Origin of the sequence: Micromonospora sp. NPDC005806 (genome assembly GCF_042871425.1) — a bacterium.
Lineage (GTDB): Bacteria > Actinomycetota > Actinomycetes > Mycobacteriales > Micromonosporaceae > Micromonospora.
Map to the genome: position 1 here is coordinate 69,498 of NZ_JBIAIL010000007.1, position 19,719 is coordinate 89,216.

Genomic DNA, 19,719 nt, shown 5'->3' on the forward strand with positions numbered 1-19,719 from the left:
GCTGCGCGGCGGCTAGGAGGCGGTTGGCCAGGACACCTGCGTGGAGTGGTAGTAGTTGATGCCCATGACGCGCCAGCGCGGGCCCTGGGCGCCGAGCCGTTGGCTGAATGACGTCCAGTCGTGGGTGCTGGTCGGCGACCAGCCGAGCTCGGCGATCGCGGGCAGGCGCGGGAAGGCCATGTACTCGACATCGGCCACCGTCTCGATCGTCTCCGTCCACAGCGGCGCCTCGACCCCGAGCACCGACGCCTCGCCGACGCCCGTCAGGTACGCGCCCGGGTTCCAGCCGTAGGCGTCCTGGACGTCGATGAAGCCGGCCCAGCGTTGGCCCAGTCTCGTGCGGGAGTTGTACTTCATGTCCAGGTAGCTGCGGTTGGCCGGCGACATGACGATCTTGGTGCCGTGCTGGGCGGCGGTCGCCACCGCGGCGTTGGCGGTGCTGGTCCCCCAGTACTGGGCGACGGTCGACGGCAGGGTGGGGGCGTTGACGATGTCGTGCCAGCCGACGACGGTCTTGCCGTGCGCGGCGACGATCTGCTGGACGCGGTTCATGAACGTGGCGTAGTCCGAGGCGGTGGTGGAGCTGGCCTCGTCGCCGCCGAGGTGCAGGTACGGCCCGGGCGTGAGCGCCGCGATCTCGCCCAGGACCTGGTCGATGAAGGTGTAGGTGATCTCCTTGCTCACGCACAGCGAGCTGAACCCGACCTTGGTGCCGGTGTAGAGCTTCGGCGCCACGCCGTCGCAGTTCAGTTCGGCGTAGGAGGCGAGGGCGGCGTTGGTGTGACCCGGCATGTCGATCTCCGGGACGATCATGACGTACCGGGCGGCGGCGTACGCGACGATCTGCTGGTATTCGTCGTGGGTGTAGTAGCCGCCGGTGCCGCCACCGACCTGGGTGCTCCCGCCGTAGACGGCGAGGTTGGGCCAGGTGTTGACGGCGATGCGCCAACCCTGGTCGTCGGAGAGGTGCAGGTGCAGGCGGTTCACTTTGTAGAGGGCGATCTCGTCGATGTACCGCTTGACGACGGACACCGGTAGGAAGTGCCGTGCGACGTCGAGCATCGCGCCTCGGTGAGCGAAGCGGGGATAGTCGACGATCCGCCCGCCGGCCACCTCCCACGGCCCGGGCTGCGCCGTCGCGCTCTCCACGGCGGGAGGCAGCAGTTGCCGCAGGGTCTGGACGCCGGCGAACAGGCCGGCCGGCTGGTTCGCGCGCACGGCGATCGAGGTGCTGCTGGCGTCCAGCTGGTAGCCCTCGTTGCCGACGCCGGCCGGCGCCCCGGACAACAGCAGCGCGATGCCGTCCGCCGGCGTACCGCTCGGTGCGTCGACGATCGGCATCGGATAGCCGGTCGAGCGACGCAGTATGGCGCCGAGCTGCCCGGCGATCTCCGCCGCCGCTGGTGAGCCGGGCTCGGTGTAGATCGTCGTCGTCGCGGTGATCTGGTAGGTGACGCCGGTTGCCGGCGTGGCGAGGACCGGTGCGGGTACGACGGACGTCAAGGAGACGGCGGCCGTCTCGGTGGCGACGGCGACGGGGGCGACCGAGCTGCCGACAAGGGTGAGGATCACGGTGGTGAGCAGACGTACGCCGCCGATGGTCATGACTGCCTCCGGAGCCTGGCGGTGCGGCGGGAAGCGGACTTCGACGCTCACCCGCATCGACCTTCGTCGCTAGCAGCCAAGGTAGCCGCCTTCTTTTGGTAAGGCAAGCTACCTAACAAATCTCCGGGCCACTCGAGCTGCGCGATCCCAGGCCAGCTCTTGACCGCAGAACGTGATCGGCTTAGCTTCATCAATCAGAAAGGTATCTTTACTAATGCCGCCCCATCGCCGTGGGAGTGCCGATGCGACCGTTTCGTCACCGCCGCCTCACCGCCCTCGTCGCCCTGACGACCGTGTTGGTCACCGCCACCCCGCCGACGGCGGCCGGCGCGGCTGACAGCCCGGACCGCCGCGACGGTTACCACCGGGTCGGCTACTTCACCCAGTGGGGCATCTACGGCCGGGCCTTCCCGGTCAAGAAGCTCGACACCTCCGGGGCCGCGAGCCGCCTCACCCACGTCAACTACGCCTTCGGCAACGTGAGCGAGGACGGGCGCTGCTATGTGGACGGTGGGCCGGGCGAGGGTGACGCCTGGGCCGACTACCAGCGTCCCGTCCCGGCCGAGGAGAGCGTCGACGGCGTTGCCGACGTCTGGGGCGAACCGCTCAACGGCAACTTCGGCCAACTGGCCAAGCTCAAGGCCAAGCACCCCGACCTGAAGGTGCTGATCTCGCTGGGTGGCTGGAGCTGGTCGACGTACTTCTCGAACGCCGCCCGCACGGACGCCGCCCGCAGGGCGTTCGTCGCCTCCTGCATCGATCTCTATCTGAAGGGCAACGTCCCCGTCCTGGATGGTGGCAGTGGCGGCCCGGCCGTCGCCGCCGGCGTCTTCGACGGAGTCGACCTGGACTGGGAGTGGCCGAACTGGCCGGGTGAGCCGGGCAACGTGGTCCGCCCGGAGGACCGGGAGAACTTCACCAAGCTGCTCGCCGAGTTCCGCCGGCAACTCGACGCGTACGGCCGGCAGACCCGCAAGCACTATCCGCTGACCGCCTTCCTGCCGGCCAACCCGGCGACGATGGACGCCGGGTACGAGGGGCGCAAGATCTTCCAGAACCTGGACTTCGCCACGGTGCAGGGATACGACTTCCACGGCGCCTGGGACACGGTGACCAACCAGCAGTCGGCGCTGCGCGTGCCGGCGGGAGCCCCGGACAGTCCGGACTTCTCCGCCGAGGTGGCGATCGACGGCTGGATCGCCCGTGGCGCGCCGCGTGACAAGCTGGTCCTGGGCATCCCGTACTACGGCCGGGGCTGGACCGGCGTCAGCGGCGGCGGCAACGGCCTGTTCCAACCCGCGGCCGGGCCCGCGCCGGCCACCTTCGAGGCCGGGTCCGAGGACTACCGACGGCTCAAGACCCTGGCCGGCAACGGCTTCACCATTCACCGCGACCTTCGCGCCGGACACGCCTGGTTGTTCGACGGCACGACGTTCTGGACGTACGACGACCCGGCGGTCGTGCTGCAGAAGACGCTGTACATCCGGCGGGCCGGCCTGGCCGGAGCGATGGTCTGGTCCTTGGACGGCGACGACGACAACGCCACGTTGACCAGGACGATCAGCCTCGGGCTCGCGACGCCGTAGCGGCGACCCGGCCTTCCCGAACGCGCTGTCCAGCCGCCCACCAGTTGGCAGAGTGGGGCAGGTGGGTACGCGGCAACCGCGGGAGCGTCGCGCGCGCTTCTTCGGGCAGATTCACCTCTCGGCCGGGGACGTCGGGGTAAGCCGGTTGGAACTGTTCCTCGACCTGGTCTTCGTGTACGCCTTCCTGAGCGTGACGGACCTGATGGCAGAGACCTTCCGACTGGAGGGCGTGCTTCAGGGCGTGCTGGTGATCCTGCTGTTGTGGCGGTGCTGGACCTCGTACACGGTGCTCGGCAACGTCGTCAGGTTGGACCGAGGACTGCCGCGGCTGGTCATGTTCGGGGTGGCCGCGACCGTCCTGTTGATCGGTCTCGCCACGCCCGTGGCGTTCGCCGATCGGCCGGGGGGCCTGTTCGGGCCACTGATCTTCGTGGTCGCCTTCCTGCTGGCCCGGCTGGGCGCGCTGCTGTTCCTGACGTACGCCGTGTGGGGCAGGCACCGGACCGCTCTGCGCGCGTGGTTGCCGTTCTGCGGCGGGGCGGTGCTGCTGCTGTGCGGCGCGCTGCTCCCACGCCACCTGCCCGCCGACGTGAACGGTGAGTCCGTCCGACTGGCCCTGTACTTCGCCGCCGCCGCCGCTGATTTCCTCGGTGTGCGGGCGATCGGCGCGGGTACCTTGCGCATCGTCTCCGTGCCGCACTGGACGGAGCGGCACCGGCTGATCCTGCTCATCGCCCTCGGCGAGACGATCATCTCGATCGGCACGAGCCGCGGCCTGAGTGGGCATCCGGCGATCACCTGGTCGGTCCTGGCGGGATCGGCGTTGAGTCTCGTCGTCGTGGCCGTGCTCTGGTGGCGCTACTTCGACATCGCCGGATTCGCCGCCGAGCAGGCGTTGGCGCAGCGTTCGCCGGCTACCCGCTCAGTACTGGGCCGCGACGCCTACAGCCTGATCCACGTGCCCATGATCATCGGGCTCGTGCTGCTCGCGCTCGGGCTCAAACGCGCCTTGAGCTCGGTCGAGCCCGCCACCGCGTACCGGTGGGACGCGCTTGGTGTGCTGGTTCTCTACGGCGGAGTCCTGCTCTACCTGCTCGGCCTGGTGGCCCTCGAACGCGCCACCATCCGCCTACTGGGTCGAAGCCCGGTGCTCGGGATCGTCCTGGTGACCGTGACGGCCCCGGTCGCGGTGCACCTGCCGACGACAGGGGCGGTGGGACTGCTCGCCGCGGTCCTCACCAGCATGGTCCTGGCCGACCTCACCGTCTTCCGGCGGAGGCACCGCTCCCTGCACGCGCGGGTCGCGGCGACGGCAGCCCGGGCCGCCGGCGGCGGCGTCACGCCCAAGGAGCTCTTCCTCGACCTGGTGATCGTTTACACGTTCATCCAGGTCAGCGTGTTGATGACCCGACACCCGTCCCCGTTCGGGGTCGCCCAGGGACTCGCGGTGCTCACCCTGCTCTGGTGGGTCTGGTGCCTCTATGCGCAGGTCGGCAACGCGCTACGCAGCGAGTCCATCCCGGTCCGGTTGAGCGTCCTGCTGGTCGTGGCGCTGACCCTGATGATCGGTATCGCCATCCCGCAGGCGTTCGAGCGGGTGCCGGATGGCCTGCCCGGCCCAATGATCGTCGTGACCTGTTACATCGTGCTCCGCGTGCTGCATCTGGCCGCGCTCTGGCTCGTCGCCCACCGCGATCCGGCATCGCATCCGCACGTGCTGCGGACCTGCGTCCCAACCCTGGTGGCACTCGTCCTGCTGCTGTTCGGGGCGCTGGCGTCCTCGCGACCGGGCGCCCCCGAAGAATTGAGCCCGTTCGAGGCGAGCTTCTGGCTCGCGGCCGTCGTCGTCGACCTCGCTGGCGGGTACCTCGTCGGGCCAGGTTTCTGGTGGATCGGCTCGGCCAGACACCTGACCGACCGCTACGCGCTGATCATCCTCATCGCGCTGGGTGAGGCCGTCATCTCGACCGGGGTGGCGGTGTTCGGCCGTCCGATCTCATGGCCGGTCATCATCGCCATCGCGATCCTCATGGTGCTGCTGTCCACGCTCTGGTGGGCGTACTTCGACACGGACGCCGTCGTCGGACAGCAGATCATGCAAGCCCGCACCGGCGCCGACCGCGCGGCGTTGGCCCGCGACGCCTACGCGTACCTGCACCTACCCATGATCGCCGGGCTGGTGCTGATCGCCTTCGGCCAGCGGAAGATCCTCGACCATGTCGTCCACCCGTCGGGACCGACGCACACGCCGCTCGGGCACCTCACCCTCTTCACCGGAGTGATCGTCTATCTCCTCGCCAACCAGGCATTCTGGTGGCGCACCCGCCGGGAGGTGCGCTGGATCCGCGTCGCCGGGATCCTGCTCATCGCCGGCCTCGCGCCGGTGACCAGCCAGCTGCCTCCGCTGTGGGCACTGGCCGTCCTGGCCGGCGCCAGCACCGGCGTCATGGTGCTCGACTCCCGTCGCAGCATCGAGTTGCGGCGCCATCTGCGCCAGCCGCCACCGTCGGCCATCCTGGTCGATGCCCGGCCGGTCAGCCCGATCAAGTAGCTCTGCGGTCAGCTGTTCTGTGGGAAGCCGAGATTCACCCCGCCGTGGGACGGATCGAGCCACCTGCTGGTGACCACCTTGGCCCTGGTGAAGAAGTGCACGCCGTGCGGCCCGTACGCGTGCGAGTCACCGAACAGCGAGTCCTTCCACCCGCCGAACGAGTAGTACGACACCGGTACCGGGATCGCCACGTTGACCCCGACCATGCCGACCTCGATCTCATTCTGGTACCGCCGAGCGGCGCCGCCATCGTTGGTGAAGATGGCGGTGCCGTTGCCGTACGGGTTGGCGTTCACCAGTTCGACCGCGGCGTCGTAGCTGGGCACCCGCACGACCGAGAGCACCGGACCGAAGATCTCGTCCGTGTAGATGGACATGTCCGTGCCGACGTGGTCGAAAAGGGTCGGACCGAGCCAGAAGCCGGCGTCCGCACCGTCGATCGGATGACTGCGTCCGTCGACCACCAGCTTGGCGCCCGCGGCGCGGCCGGCGTCCAGATATGACCGCACCTTGTCGCGGTGCGCCCCGGTGATCAACGGTCCCATCTCGCAACCCGGGCGCCGGCCGTCGCCGACCCGCAGTCCGGCGATCCGCTCGCTGATCTTGCCGACGAGTTCGTCGCCGATCGGATCCACCGCCACGACGGCGGAGATCGCCATGCAGCGTTCGCCGGCCGAGCCGAATCCGGCTGAGACGGCGGCGTCGGCGGCGAGGTCGAGGTCGGCGTCGGGCAGGACGACCATGTGGTTCTTCGCCCCGCCGAGCGCCTGCACCCGCTTGCCGTTACGCGTCCCGGTCTCGTAGACGTATCGGGCGATCGGAGTGGAGCCGACGAACGAGACCGCCTTGACCGTCGGGTGCTCCAGGATCCGGTCGACCGCCTCCTTGTCGCCGTGCACCACGTTGCACGCCCCGTCCGGCAGCCCGGCCTCGGCGAACAGCTCCGCCAGGAAGTTCGCCGCGGACGGGTCCTTCTCGCTCGGCTTGAGCACCACGGTGTTGCCGCACGCGATGGCATTCGGCACGAACCACAGCGGCACCATGGCCGGGAAGTTGAACGGGGTGATCACGCCGACCACGCCGACGGGCTGCCGGATGGAGTACACGTCGACCTGGGTGGAGGCGTTCTCGCTGTACCCGCCCTTGAGCATCGGCGGGATCCCGCAGGCGAACTCGACGTTCTCCAACCCGCGCTGGATCTCCCCCGCCGCGTCGGCGAGCACCTTGCCGTGCTCGGCGGTGAGGATCTGCGCGAGGTCGGACCGGCGGGCGTTGAGCAGTTCCCGGAACGCGAACATCACGCTGGTCCGCTGCGCGAGGGACACGGTACGCCACCGGGTGAACGCCTCGCGGGCGGCGGCGACCGCCTCGTCGACCACGGCGGCACTCGCGAAGTCGACCTGGCCGGCGACCCGGCCGGTGGCGGGGTCGTAGATGTCCCCGGTGCGGTCGGCGACGCCGTTCCACGGCTTGCCGCCGATCCAGTGCGTGGTCCTCATCGCGGCTGCACCTCCTTGGCCACGACCTCGATCGACTGAGTGAGGATCTCGAGCGCCTCCTCCGCCTCGGCCTGGGTCAGCGTCATCGGCGGGGCCAATCGGATGACGTTGCCGTACAGGCCGCCCTTGCCGACGAGCAGGCCGCGTGCCCGCGTTTCCTCCAGCAGGGCGACGGCCGCCGCCGGGTTGGGTTCGCCGTCGGGCCCGACGAACTCCAGCGCGATCATCAGCCCCTTGCCGCGCACGTCGCCGACCACGGGATGCGCCGCGGCGACCGAGCGCAGCCCGTCGAGGAGGCGGGCACCGAGTTCTGCGGCGTTGGCCTGGAGGTCGTGCTCCAGCAGATAGGTCAGCGAGGCCCGCGCGCCGGCGGTGGCGAGCGGATTGCCGCCGAAGGTGGAGATCGAGTTGGCCCGCAGGCAGTCCATCAGCTCGGCCCGGGCGACGACCCCGCCGATCGCGAGGCCGTTGCCCAGTCCCTTGGCGAAGGTGATCGCGTCGGGTACGACGTCGTGCGCCTGGATGCCCCAGAAATGCTCGCCGGTGCGGCCCCAGCCGGTCTGCACCTCGTCGGAGACGAGGAGAATGCCGTACTCGTCGAGGACCTTCTTGAACTCGCCGAACAACCCGTCCGGTGGGGTGGTGAAGCCGCCGACCCCTTGGATCGGCTCGACGATCATGCAGGCGACGTCGCCCGCCGTCGTCGTTTCGATGACCTCGCGCAGGTCGGCGACGCAGGCCCTGATGTAGTCAGCGTCGGACAGGTGCCGGAACGGGCTGCGGTAGCGGTAGCCGCCGTGCACCCAGCTCACCTTGATCGGGCTGAGCGCGCTGGCCGACCAGCCGCGGATGCCGGTGATCGCGATGGTGGCGAAGGCGCGGCCATGGTACGAGTTGCGCAGCGCCAGCACCTGCTCGCTGCGACGGTGCTGGGTCGCGAGCATGAGGGCCGTCTCGTTGGCCTCGGTGCCCGAGTTGGTGAAGAACACCTTGGCGTCCGGGATGCCCGACAGGTGCGCGATCTTCTCCGCGAGCTCGACCTGTGACTTGATCAGGTAGAGCGTGGAGGAGTGCAGCACGCCGGTGTCGACCTGCGACCGGATGGCGTCGCTGATCTCGGCCACGTCGTAGCCGATGGCGTTGGTGAGGATGCCGGCGAAGAAGTCGAGGTAGGTCCGTCCCTCGCGATCGGTCACCCGGCGGCCGTGCGCGCTGGCGATCTCGATCGGCCGCTCGTAGTACAACGCCAGCCAGTTCGGCAGCACGGATCGGTGTCTGGCCAGCAGCTCGCGGTGCGCCATGGCGTCCTCCCGTATCTCGTTCCCAGGCCGAGTGTGGCGGCAATCGTTGTCCAACCGCTATGGACAACCTGTGCCGCCCTGGTGGCGACCGCATTACGTTGTGTGCATTCCCGCCGCAGGGGAGGCACTCATGTATCCCTCCGTCGCAGAAGCCATCGCCCTGCCGGTGATCCGGCGGGCGAAGCCGCAGGTCGTGGCCGGCTCGGCCGGCATGCAGGGCCGGGTGCGCTGGGTCCACGTGGCGGAGGTCGCCGACATCGCGCACCTGCTGCGCGGCGGCGAGCTGGTGCTGACCACCGGTATCGCACTGCCGGACGAGCCGGTGGCGCTGACCCGGTACGTGGACGACCTGGCCGCGGTCCGCGCGGCGGGACTGGTGATCGAGTTGGTCCGGCGGTGGAGTGACCACCTGCCGGAGGCGCTGGTGGTGGCGGCCAACCGCCACCGGCTCCCCCTGATCACGCTCGCGCAGGAGACGCCGTTCGTGTCGGTCACCGAGGCGGTGGTGGCGCTGATCGTCGACGCGCAGCTCGCCGAGCTACGGGCCGCCGAGCAGGTGCACGAGACGTTCACGTCGCTCACCGTGGCCGGAGCGGAGCCGGCCGAGGTGCTGCGCGAGGTGGCCCGGATCTCCGGGCTGCCGGTCGTGCTGGAGACGCTGGGGCACGAGGTGCTCGCGTACGACGCGGCCGGCAGGGACCCCACCGAGCTGCTGGCCGACTGGGGCCAGCGGTCCCGGTCGGTGGCCGCGCCCGAGCGGACCGCCTACGACGAGGAGGCCGGCTGGCTGGTCACGATGGTCGGCGCGCAGGGCGCCGACTGGGGGCGGCTGGTCCTGCTCTCGCCGGATCCTCCGCCGCACCGGCACGTGGTGGTCGCCGAGCGGGCCGCGTCGGCGCTGGCGGTGCATCGGCTCGTGGCGCGTGACCGGGAGAGTCTGGAGCGGCAGACGCACCGGATGCTGCTCGCGCAACTGCTCGGTCAGGCCGTACCGCCGCCGGATCTGGCCGCCCGGGCGGCGGCCCTGGGCGTCGGCCTGGAGCGGCGGCAGCTGGTCGGGATGGCGATCCGGTCGGCGACCGTGACGCCGCGCGCCCCCGCGCTGGCCACCCAGGAGGTGTTGCGCGACCTCGCGGAGGCGACCGCGTTGGCGGCGCGGCGGGTGGCCGTGCCCGCCCTGGTGGGCGTCGTGGACGACACGACCGTGCGCGTGTTGCTGTCGTTGCCCGCGCAGGCGGGGGTCGACGCGGTGCTGCGCCGGCTGGCCCGGGAGGTGCACCGCTCCGCGGCCGGTCCGGTGCTGGTGGCGGTCGGCACCACCGTGTCACACGTCGCCGAGGTGCGCCGCAGCCTGGGCGAGGCTGCCCATGTGGCGGGGGCGGCGCTGCGCTCCCCCGGCACGCAGCTCTACCACCGCCTGGACAATGTGCGCCTGCGCGGCCTGCTGCATCTGTTGCGCGACGACGAGCGGGTCCGGGCCTTCGCGGACCGCGAGCTGGGCCCGCTGCTGGCCCGGGACGCCAACCACCACAGCCGGCTGACGGAGTTGTTGCGCTGCTTCTGCGAGCAGGGCGGCAACAAGTCGGCCGCGGCGGCCGCCGCGCATGTGTCGCGTACGGCGTACTACCAGCAGCTGGCACGGATCGCGCAGGTGCTCGGGGTGTCGTTGGAGGACCCGGAGTCGATGCTGTCGCTCTACGTCGCGCTCCTGGTGCACGAGCTCGACGACGACGCATGACGGCCCAGGGAAGCCGGTAAGCGGCGGTAGTCCATCCGCCGCGCCGATTGACAGGTCGGTGCGGGCATGCCCGTGGACACAGTGTGCCCTGATCATGGCAAGCGTGGACACTCTGCCACTGCCCGTGGCGGGTCCGTGACACTCACCATTCCGAGATAAAGATCGTGCTGATCCGCCCCCACCCGCAGCACGCGCGCCGGTTGACCGGCCACTGTTGCGGCAGCGCAACAGGGAGGTGACACCGATGGCCGTTGAACCCCTGCCCTCCGAAACCACCGCCGTCGAGCCGGGCACACAGATCACCCATCCGGATGGCCGAGTGGAGCTGCGTGACTTCTCCACTATCGCCGGCAGCCCCTACTTCAATGTGGAACTCGCCCCGGTGCCCATCGAGAAGCGCACCTGGACCACGTACAACTTCGCGGCGCTGTGGATCGGCATGGCGCACAACATCCCCAGCTATCTGCTCGCCGCCGGGCTCATCCAGCTCGGCATGAACTGGGTGCAGGCGTTCCTCACGATCACGCTGGGCAACCTGATCGTCCTGATCCCGATGCTGCTCAACAGCCACGCGGGCACGAAGTACGGCATCCCCTTCCCGGTGTTCGCCCGAGCGTTCTACGGGGTGCGCGGCGCCAACCTGGCGGCCCTGCTACGGGCGTTCATCGCCTGCGGTTGGTTCGGCATCCAGACCTGGATCGGCGGCGAGGCCATCTACGCGATCGCCGGCAAACTGCTCGGCTCGTGGTGGGTCGACGCGGCTAAGGTCATGGACCAGCCATGGACGCTGTGGGCCTCGTTCCTCCTGTTCTGGGTGATCGAGATGGCGATCATCTGGCGGGGCATGGACACGCTGCGGCGCTTCGAGAACTGGGCCGCACCGTTCGTCCTCGTGGTCGCCATCGCGCTGCTGATCTGGGTCATGGCGCAGGCGGGCGGCCTCGGCCCGATCCTGTCCGAGCCGTCGAAGCTGGGCTGGGGCGCGGACTTCTGGAAGCTGTTCGCACCGTCACTGATGGCGATGGTCGCGTTCTGGTCCACGCTGTCGCTGAACATCCCCGACTTCACCCGGTTCGGCGGCAGCCAGCGGCAGCAGGCGTACGGCCAGATCCTCGGTCTGCCCACCACGATGTCGTTCTTCGCCATCCTGTCGATCCTGATCACCTCGGGTACGGCGGTGATCTACGGCGAGGCCATCTGGGACCCCATCCAACTCGCGGCGAAGTTCGAGAGCCCGCTGGTCGTCGCGCTCGGCCTGTTCACCGTCGTGGTGGCCACCCTGTCGGTGAACGTCGCGGCCAACACGGTCAGCCCCGCGTACGACTTCTCCAACGCCGCACCCCGACTGGTCAGCTTCCGGACCGGCGGCCTGATCACCGGGGTGCTCGGCATCCTGATCCAGCCCTGGCGCCTGGTGCAGGACCCCAACATCTACATCTTCGTCTGGCTCGGCTTCTACGGCGGCCTGCTCGGCGCGGTCGCCGGCGTCCTCATCGCCGGTTACTGGGTCCGCAGCCGCACCCGCCTCCAACTGCCCGCCCTCTACCGCCCCGAGGGCCGGTACTGGTTCTCGGGCGGCTGGAACGTGTCGGCGATCGTCGCCACCGTCGTCGGCGCACTCCTCGCGGTGGGCGGCGCCTACTCCGCACCCGGCAAGGGACCGTTCCCGGAGGACGGGTTGATCCCCTTCCTCAAGCCGCTCTACGACTACAGCTGGGCGGCCGGTCTGATCGGCGGGTTCCTCGTCTACCTGGTGCTGTCGATGCCGCGCGCCAGCCACGCCAAGGGGGAGAACTGATGAGCAACATCATCCGAGCCGGGCTGGTGCAGCAGAAGTGGACTGGTGACAAGGAGTCCATGATCGCGAACGCGGTCGAGGCCATCCGCAGCGCCGCCTCCCAGGGCGCGCAGGTGGTCTGCCTGCAGGAGCTGTTCTACGGCCCGTACTTCTGCCAGATCCAGGACGCCGACTACTACTCGTACACCGAAGCGATCCCGGACGGGCCGACGACCGCCCTCATGCAGGAGGTCGCCGAGCAGCACGCCGTGGTGCTCATCGTGCCGATGTACGAGCAGGAACAACCCGGCGTCTACTACAACACCGCCGCGGTGATCGACGCCGACGGCACCTACCTCGGCAAGCACCGGAAGAACCACATCCCGCAGGTGAAGGGGTTCTGGGAGAAGTTCTACTTCCGGCCCGGAAACCTCGGCTATCCGGTGTTCGACACCGCCGTGGGCCGTATCGGCGTCTACATCTGCTACGAGCGGCACTTCCCGGAGGGCTGGCGGGCGCTTGGGCTGGCCGGCGCGAAGATCGTGTTCAACCCCTCCGCCACCAGCCGCGGGCTGTCGGAGTACCTGTGGCGGCTGGAGCAGCCGGCCGCGGCCGTCGCCAACGAGTACTACATCGGGACGATCAACCGGGTCGGTGTGGAGCCGTTGGGCGACAACGACTTCTACGGCCAGTCCTACTTCGTCGACCCCCGGGGGCAGTTGGTCGGCGAGGCCGCGTCGGACACCGCGGAGGAGGTCGTCGTCCGCGACCTCGACATGGACAAGCTGGCCGAGGTCCGCGACCTCTGGGCCTTCTACCGCGACCGCCGGTCGGACACGTACGAATCGCTGGTGAAGCCATGAGCATCGTCATCCGCAATGGAACAGTCGTCAACGCCACCGGGGCGTACCCGGCGGATGTGCTGGTGGAGGGCGAGCGGATCGCGGCGCTCGCCGCGCCGGACTCGGGCCTGGCCGAGCAGTGGGCGTCCGGCGCCGATCGCGTGATCGACGCCGCCGGGAAGTACGTCGTGCCGGGCGGCATCGACGGCCACACCCACATGGAGATGCCGTTCGGCGGCACGTTCTCGGCGGACAACTTCGAGACCGGGACGATCGCGGCGGCCTGGGGTGGCACGACGACCATCGTCGACTTCGCCGTACAGGGCAAGGGCACGTCCGTGCTGTCCGCGCTCGACAAATGGCACAGCAAGGCGGACGGCAACTGCGCCGTCGACTACGCGTTCCACATGATCATCTCGGACGTCAACGACACGTCTCTCAAGGAGATGGAGGCCTGCATCGACGCGGGGGTCAACACGTTCAAGATGTTCATGGCCTATCCGGGGGTCTTCTACGCCACCGACGGGGAGATCCTGCGGGCGATGCAGAAGGCCCGGGACACCGGCTCGATGATCATGATGCACGCGGAGAACGGCATCGCCATCGACCAGCTCATCCTCCAGGCACTGGCCAACGGCCAGACGGACCCGGTGCAGCACGGGCTGACCCGGCCGCCCGAGCTGGAGGGCGAGGCCACCTCGCGGGCGATCACGCTGGCGAAGGTCACCGGCGCGCCGCTGTACATCGTGCACCTGTCCGCCGCGCACGCCCTCGACGCGGTCACCCAGGCCCGGGACACCGGCCAGAACGTGTTCGCGGAGACCTGCCCGCAGTACCTGTTCCTGTCGTTGGACGATCTGGCCAGGCCCGACTTCGAGGGTGCGAAGTACGTCGCCTCTCCCCCGCTGCGCCCGAAGGAGCATCAGGCGGAACTGTGGCGGGGTCTGCGCACCAACGACCTGTCGCTGGTGTCCACCGACCACTGCCCCTTCTGCTTCAAGGACCAGAAGGAGCTGGGCCGGGGAGACTTCTCCAAGATCCCGAACGGGATGCCGGGCGTCGAGCACCGGATGGACCTGCTCTATCAGGGCGTCGTGAAGGGCGAGATCACCCTGGCGCGCTGGGTGGAGATCAGCTCGACCACGCCCGCCCGAATGTTCGGCCTCTACCCGCGCAAGGGCGTCATCGCTCCCGGCGCGGACGCGGACATCACGGTGTACGACCCGACCGCCCGGCAGACGATCTCCGCCAGCACGCACCACATGAATGTGGACTACTCCGCGTACGAGGGCATGGAGCTGACCGGCAAGGTCTCCACCGTGCTGTCCCGTGGCCGGGTGGTCGTCGACGACAACGCCTTCCACGGCGCGGCCGGGCACGGCCGGTTCCTGAAGCGCGATCTCTGTCAGTACCTGGTCTGAGCGAAGGAGAAGCCGTGGACTTCGGTGTCGTACTCCAGACCGACCCGCCCGCCCGCGACGTCGTGGCGGGGCTCACCGCCGCCGAGGACAACGGGTTCCGCTACGGATGGACGTTCGACTCCTGCGTGCTGTGGCAGGAGCCGTTCGTCATCTACTCGCAGGTCCTCGCCGCGACCAAGCACCTGATGGTGGGGCCGATGGTGACCAACCCGAGCACCCGCGACTGGTCGGTCACCGCGTCACTGTTCGCCACCCTCAACGAGATGTTCGGCAACCGTACGGTATGCGGGATCGGCCGCGGCGACTCGGCCCGGCGGGTGATCGGCCAGCCGCCGGCGAGCCTGGCCACCCTGAAACAGGCCATGCACGTGATCAGGGAACTGGCCGAAGGCAGAGAGGTCGCCCACCACGGCACGCCGGTGCGCATCCCGTGGGTCCGGGACGGCAGGCTGGAGATCTGGATGGCCGCCTACGGCCCGAAAGCGCTGCGGCTCGTCGGCGAGCAGGCCGATGGCTTCATCCTGCAGACGGCCGATCCCGACATCGCCCGCTGGACCATCGGCTCGGTACGCGACGCGGCCTCCGCCGCCGGCCGAGATCCCGACGAGATCACGATGTGCGTGGCCGCGCCCGCCTACGTGGGCACCAACCTCGCACACCAACGGGATCAGCTGCGCTGGTTCGGTGGCATGGTCGGCAACCACGTGGCCGACCTGGTCGCCCGCTACGGCGACTCGGGAGTCGTACCCAAGGCGCTCACCGACTACATCAAGGGCCGCGAGGGCTACGACTATTCACACCACGGCCGGGCTGGCAACCCGTCCACGGCCTTCGTGCCCGATGCGATCGTCGACCGGTTCTGCCTCGTCGGCCCCGAGTCGGCCCACGTCGATCGGCTGCAGGAGCTCAAGGAGATCGGGGTGCACAACTTCGCCCTCTATCTCATGCATGACGACAAGGAGCGGACCCTCTCCTCCTATGGCAAGGACGTGATCACCCACATCTGATCCCGGTGCGGATGACCTACCAGGCCGCCGCGCGACCAGCCCTCGAACATGCGTGCGATCAACAGGTGGAGGGGTGGCCTCACTCACCCGCCGCAGTGGCGACACCACACCCCGTCGATGACGCTTACCCTGCGGCGATGTGCTCAAAATCGGCCACCGGTCGGCGTGGTGCGACGGTCGCCTTAAGTTTCGCTTATCGGGAGTACTGATCCACGAGGAAGGTCGGTAGGTTGCCGGGATGCGACACATCGGAACCTTGATCGCCGCAGTCGTCGTGGGTCCGCTGGCCTGGATCCTGTTCGCCCTGGGTCAGGATCGATCGGCGCGGGTGTTCGCGAACGCGCGGGACGGCGCCGCACTGGCCAGCGGTGATTTTGTGCGCCCCGCCCTGGTGCTGGTGGCGGCCGGCCTCATCCTCGGGCTCATCGCCACGCTCCGGTTCTCCCCACTGGGGGCGACGCTGACCGGGTCCATCTACTCGGCCAGTTACCTGGGCCTACTGATCAGCCCGACCTCGGTGATGAAACTGGTCGACCGCAAAATGACCCTGGGCGGCTACCAGGTCGACCTGGCGGCCCCCGTACGGACCGGGACAACGCTGCTGGTCGGCTCGCTGTTGCTGGTCGGTGTCGTGAGCGTTCGCCGTTGGCAGCGCTGGCCGCAGCCCGGGTCCGACGCAGACAGGGCGCTGCTGCCGGACGAGGTCATCCCGCCGGCAACGCGGCCAGTGGGTGTGGACGGCTTGGGCCTGGGCAGGCCGAGCACGACGGCGGAACCGGTGTCGGCCGGGGATCCGGGCTGGGCCGGCTTGTCCAGCACCCCGGGGGACAAGCTCGGGCGGTCGCCGGACTGGACGCGCCAGCCGTCGCGGTAGGCGCCCGGTATCGGCCCGACCGCCTTCTGAGCGCCCGGCCTGGATCGTGAGTCCCGGCCGGGCGCCGGGCTCAGCCCAGGCGTCCGTTACCGGAAGGGCGACCCGATGTGGTGTGATCTCAAGCCATGAAGGTCAGGGTCGTCGGCGCCGGTGTTGTGGGCTTGACCAGTGCTCTCCGTCTGACGCAGGCCGGTCATGAGGTCGACGTGGTTGCCGCGAAGACGGGAAACAGCACCACATCGTCGGTCGCCGCCGCTCTCTGGTATCCCTACCGCGCATACCCCGAGGCGGACGTGACCCGATGGTCGGCGACCACCTACGAGGTGCTGTGCGGCCTGACCTCCGATCCGTCCGCCGGCGTTCAGATGCGCTTCGGGCAGGAGTTGTTCCGCCAGCACACCGCAGACCCGTGGTGGCGGAACGCGGTTCCCGAGCTGGGCCGGGTTGCCGGCGAGCGGCTGCCGACCGGCTACCTGGACGGTTACGAACTGAGCGTTCCAGTGGTGGACATGGCGATGCATCTGCCCTGGCTGCTCGGTCAGTTGGAAACGGCCGGGGTCGCCGTCCGGACCCGGTACGTGGGTGATCTCGCCGACGCGTTCGAGGACGTGGACGCCGTGGTGAACTGCACCGGACTGGGATCCAGGGAGCTGATCAACGACGCGACCCTCATGCCGGTACGGGGGCAGGTCATCGTCGTCGCGCAGTTCGGCCTGACCGAATGGCTGCTCGATCAGACCGATCCCGAACAACTGGTCTACGTCGTACCCCGAAGCGACACCGTGCTGCTCGGCGGCACCGCAGAGGAGGGCGACGAGGATCTGGACGTCAGGCCGAAGACGACCGCGGAGATCCTGAAACGGTGTATCGAGCTCGTACCCGCGCTCGACAAGGCCCGCATCCTCAGCCATCGCGTGGGCCTACGGCCGGGGCGCCCGACCGTACGGCTGGAAACCGAGTTCATCGACCGCGGCCCGGTCGTGCACTGCTATGGCCACGGTGGCGCCGGGGTCACCCTGTCCTACGGCTGCGCCGAGGACGTCGCCGAACTCGTGTCAGGACTGTCCTGACGGCGTCAGTGCTGGGCGGGCGTCCGCCGGGCACCAGGGGGCCAGACGATGGTGATCGGGATGCCGAGTTGCCGGGCCCAGCCGACGGTGCGGTCGGTCGACGCGCCGTGGCACCCGGTCTCGCCGTCCCAGACCGCCAGGAGCCGCTGTACCCGTCGCAACAGTTCACGGTTGGCGGTGACGTAAGCCGCGGTGCCTGACCGGAGGTGGCCGGTGTGGATGACGGTTGCCGCGTGTGCGAGCAGTTCGTCGAATTCGGGCCGGCTCTCTGGTGGGATCGCCGCGGCCCGGTAGTCGAGGGCCGGCAGGATCACGTCGTAGGTGCCTCCGGCGGCCAGCACCGTGCGGGCGAAGATCTGGTCGGCGCCGGCGGCCAAGCAGGTGACGCCGTGCACCGGTCGAGGGCTGATGTGGCGCAGCTCGGCGCGGAACGCATCGGCGATGAGCTGCTCGGTGGCGGCGGTCAGGTTGATGTGCCCGGTGACGCCGACCCGCACCGGGGACGGGTCAGGCGTCACCGGTCGGCTCCCGTCGGCTGGGTGGGCACGGTGGGGGCCAGCCGGATCAGGGCGAATCCGCTGTCGGACAGCACGTCGGGCAGTGCCCGGATCTCCTGACGGTTCTTCTCCTGCACGTCGGGGGTCAGCTCGTCCCAGGGCCGGAGGGCGGGATGGCGCCGTCGAGTGTCGTCACGTGGCTCGCCATATGTCCAGCCTTCCCCTTGCCGCTCCCGGCACCAGCGTTCGTGTTCCAGTCTGGCCAGTTCGTCGATCCGGTCCTCGATGGCCTGCTCGGCCGATGCGTCACCGGCGCCACCGTGTCGGGGCGCCACGACGCAGCCCAGCTTCAGCAGCTTGGCGGCAATGTCCTGGACGTGGGCGCGATTCGCCTGCCGCAGCGACTCGGGCAGCCGTGACCAGTCCACCATCGCGGTGGCCGCACTGGGCTGTACCGCGGCGGGGCGGTGGGCCTGCAGGTAGCGGTCGTGGATCTGTCGGGCCAGCCGTTCGGTGAGGTCCTCGGCGATGAGCCGCGCGTCGCAGGCGCGGGTCAGCACGGGGTACAGGCGGAGCTTGCCGTGTACCTCGTCGAGCAGGTCGTGCCGTGAGTCGCCGTGGAACGCGGCGGCCAGCGCGGCCTGCCGGTAGACGGGTATGAACACCGCGCCGCGCGCGGCTTGCCACAGGGCGGGTGTGTCGAGGACGAACTGCAGTCCGACGCTTTCGTCGGGGGCGCAGATGTAGATGCGGTCGTAGCCCCCGCCGTGGATCCGGTCCAGGCCGGTCAGGCCGTCGAGGTCCATGTCGTGTGCGACGACGTGGCAGACCGTGCTGAGGAAGGGGTACCGGGAAGCGGCGAGGGCGAACTCTGTGCTGGCGTCGGGGGCGACCAGGTCCACCCGCAGGGGTGCGACGGTGCCCGTGCGGTGCGCCTGCCAGTGTCGGGCGGTCTCCACCAGCAGGGCACGGCGGAATGTGCCGGTGCCGGCGATGAGGACGCTTGTCGGGCGGCGGGGCGTGGTGGGCAGTGGATGGTGTCGGTGCAGTGCGCGTGCGGCGACGTCGTCGACGTGGAAGTAGTCGAGTCGCAGCCGGCTGGATCCCGCGGCGGCGAGGCGTCTGGCCTGTAGCGACAGGCACATCTCGGGGTCGTGGACCTGGACGTAGACGCGGGGCGGTCGTCGTCGGTCCTGGATGAGCCGGCTGGCCGTGTTGGCGATGGCGTGATTGCGGTCGTCGTCGTCGGTGCAGGCATAGATGGTGTGTGCGCGCGGCAGGCCGGCGCCGCGCAGTACCTCGGGGCTGGTCGGGTCGCCGATGACGCCGAGATATCGGCGCTGGCGGTATTCCAGCGGCCCGAACGGGGTGGAGCGCACGACGACCACTCGTTCGCCGTCGGTGAAGAGCCGGTCGGCAAGCATGTGGGCGAACTGCGAGTCGCCGCAGACCAGGACATGGTCACGGGATCGTCGGGCGCGGATGCGACGGATCTCGGCGGCCAGCAGGAGCCGGCCGGCCTCGGCGACGGCGAGCAGGGTGAACAGCGGGGCGGCGAAGCGGGCGACCTGGAGCTGCCACGGGTAGTGGCCGGCCTGCTGGAACGGCTCGGCACCGAGGACGAACAGTTGCAGGTCGTAGTAGATCACGTCGTAGGGGTCGTGGGCGGTGTCCGGGCGGGTCAGCAGCAGACGGTCGAAGCCGATGTGTCCGAGGACGAGTGCGACGATGCCGACTACTGCGAATACGGCTCGCAACCACCATTCGGTGGGTCGGGAGGAGCCGGCACCTGGCTCCGTCATCGAGCCGCCCTCATGCCGGGTGGGCGGTGGCGGTAGGGGCGGACCAGGCCGGGGATCACGGTTCGGCGTCGCGGCCACCAGGTTGCGACCATGAGCCTTATCGTATTGGACACAGTCGATCGGGCTGGTTCCGCCGCACCTGTCCGAAC

At 69.4% G+C, this 19,719-nt stretch carries 14 protein-coding genes; 9 read left to right on the top strand and 5 right to left on the bottom strand.

Annotated elements, in window-relative coordinates; genetic code table 11:
* Positions 1-12 precede the first annotated feature (12 nt).
* On the bottom strand, positions 13-1,656 hold the full coding sequence (locus ACFYOS_RS10435; RefSeq protein ID WP_387138137.1) for a beta-N-acetylhexosaminidase: 1,644 nt from the start codon (positions 1,654-1,656) through the stop codon (positions 13-15).
* A gap of 191 nt (positions 1,657-1,847) precedes the next feature.
* On the opposite strand from ACFYOS_RS10435, the gene ACFYOS_RS10440 reads away from it, so the two are divergent.
* Entirely contained in the window at positions 1,848-3,191 is a 1,344-nt protein-coding gene (locus tag ACFYOS_RS10440; RefSeq protein WP_387138139.1) for a glycoside hydrolase family 18 protein, read from the top strand.
* A 61-nt stretch (positions 3,192-3,252) separates the two neighbouring features.
* Positions 3,253-5,742, top strand: a complete 2,490-nt coding sequence (locus tag ACFYOS_RS10445) for a low temperature requirement protein A (RefSeq protein WP_387138142.1) — start codon at positions 3,253-3,255, stop codon at positions 5,740-5,742.
* A gap of 8 nt (positions 5,743-5,750) precedes the next feature.
* Here ACFYOS_RS10445 and ACFYOS_RS10450 read toward each other — a convergent pair whose 3' ends face one another.
* Both ACFYOS_RS10450 and ACFYOS_RS10455 read right to left on the bottom strand, forming a co-directional pair.
* Positions 5,751-7,241, bottom strand: a complete 1,491-nt coding sequence (locus tag ACFYOS_RS10450; protein ID WP_387138145.1) for a CoA-acylating methylmalonate-semialdehyde dehydrogenase — start codon at positions 7,239-7,241, stop codon at positions 5,751-5,753.
* Positions 7,238-8,542, bottom strand: a complete 1,305-nt coding sequence (locus ACFYOS_RS10455) for an aspartate aminotransferase family protein (RefSeq protein WP_387138148.1) — start codon at positions 8,540-8,542, stop codon at positions 7,238-7,240. Before ACFYOS_RS10455 ends, ACFYOS_RS10450 begins: the two co-directional genes overlap by 4 nt.
* Before the next feature lie 130 nt (positions 8,543-8,672).
* On the opposite strand from ACFYOS_RS10455, the gene ACFYOS_RS10460 reads away from it, so the two are divergent.
* The 7 genes from ACFYOS_RS10460 (at position 8,673) to ACFYOS_RS10490 (ending at position 17,271) form a co-directional block, all read left to right on the top strand.
* Complete coding sequence (locus ACFYOS_RS10460) at positions 8,673-10,280, top strand: PucR family transcriptional regulator (RefSeq protein WP_387138151.1); 1,608 nt, start codon at positions 8,673-8,675, stop codon at positions 10,278-10,280.
* A 244-nt stretch (positions 10,281-10,524) separates the two neighbouring features.
* A complete protein-coding gene (locus tag ACFYOS_RS10465) occupies positions 10,525-12,078 on the top strand; it encodes an NCS1 family nucleobase:cation symporter-1 (RefSeq protein ID WP_387138154.1) in 1,554 nt (517 codons plus the stop codon).
* Positions 12,078-12,920, top strand: a complete 843-nt coding sequence (locus ACFYOS_RS10470) for a nitrilase-related carbon-nitrogen hydrolase (protein ID WP_387138158.1) — start codon at positions 12,078-12,080, stop codon at positions 12,918-12,920. The genes ACFYOS_RS10465 and ACFYOS_RS10470 overlap by 1 nt, the downstream gene beginning before the upstream one ends.
* Positions 12,917-14,320 (top strand): dihydropyrimidinase, encoded by a 1,404-nt coding sequence (hydA, locus tag ACFYOS_RS10475; RefSeq protein ID WP_387138161.1) that lies wholly within the window; start codon positions 12,917-12,919, stop codon positions 14,318-14,320. The genes ACFYOS_RS10470 and hydA overlap by 4 nt, the downstream gene beginning before the upstream one ends.
* Before the next feature lie 14 nt (positions 14,321-14,334).
* A complete protein-coding gene (locus ACFYOS_RS10480; protein ID WP_387138164.1) occupies positions 14,335-15,327 on the top strand; it encodes a TIGR03842 family LLM class F420-dependent oxidoreductase in 993 nt (330 codons plus the stop codon).
* Between the two features lie 238 nt (positions 15,328-15,565).
* Complete coding sequence (locus ACFYOS_RS10485; protein ID WP_387138167.1) at positions 15,566-16,201, top strand: hypothetical protein; 636 nt, start codon at positions 15,566-15,568, stop codon at positions 16,199-16,201.
* A 125-nt stretch (positions 16,202-16,326) separates the two neighbouring features.
* Positions 16,327-17,271, top strand: coding sequence for an FAD-dependent oxidoreductase (locus ACFYOS_RS10490; RefSeq protein WP_387138169.1), 945 nt, complete (start codon positions 16,327-16,329; stop codon positions 17,269-17,271).
* A gap of 5 nt (positions 17,272-17,276) precedes the next feature.
* On the opposite strand, the gene ACFYOS_RS10495 is transcribed toward ACFYOS_RS10490, so the two are convergent.
* On the bottom strand, positions 17,277-17,789 hold the full coding sequence (locus ACFYOS_RS10495; protein WP_387138172.1) for a hypothetical protein: 513 nt from the start codon (positions 17,787-17,789) through the stop codon (positions 17,277-17,279).
* Positions 17,786-19,570 (bottom strand): RyR domain-containing protein, encoded by a 1,785-nt coding sequence (locus ACFYOS_RS10500; RefSeq protein WP_387138174.1) that lies wholly within the window; start codon positions 19,568-19,570, stop codon positions 17,786-17,788. Before ACFYOS_RS10500 ends, ACFYOS_RS10495 begins: the two co-directional genes overlap by 4 nt.
* Between the last annotated feature and the right edge of the window lie 149 nt (positions 19,571-19,719).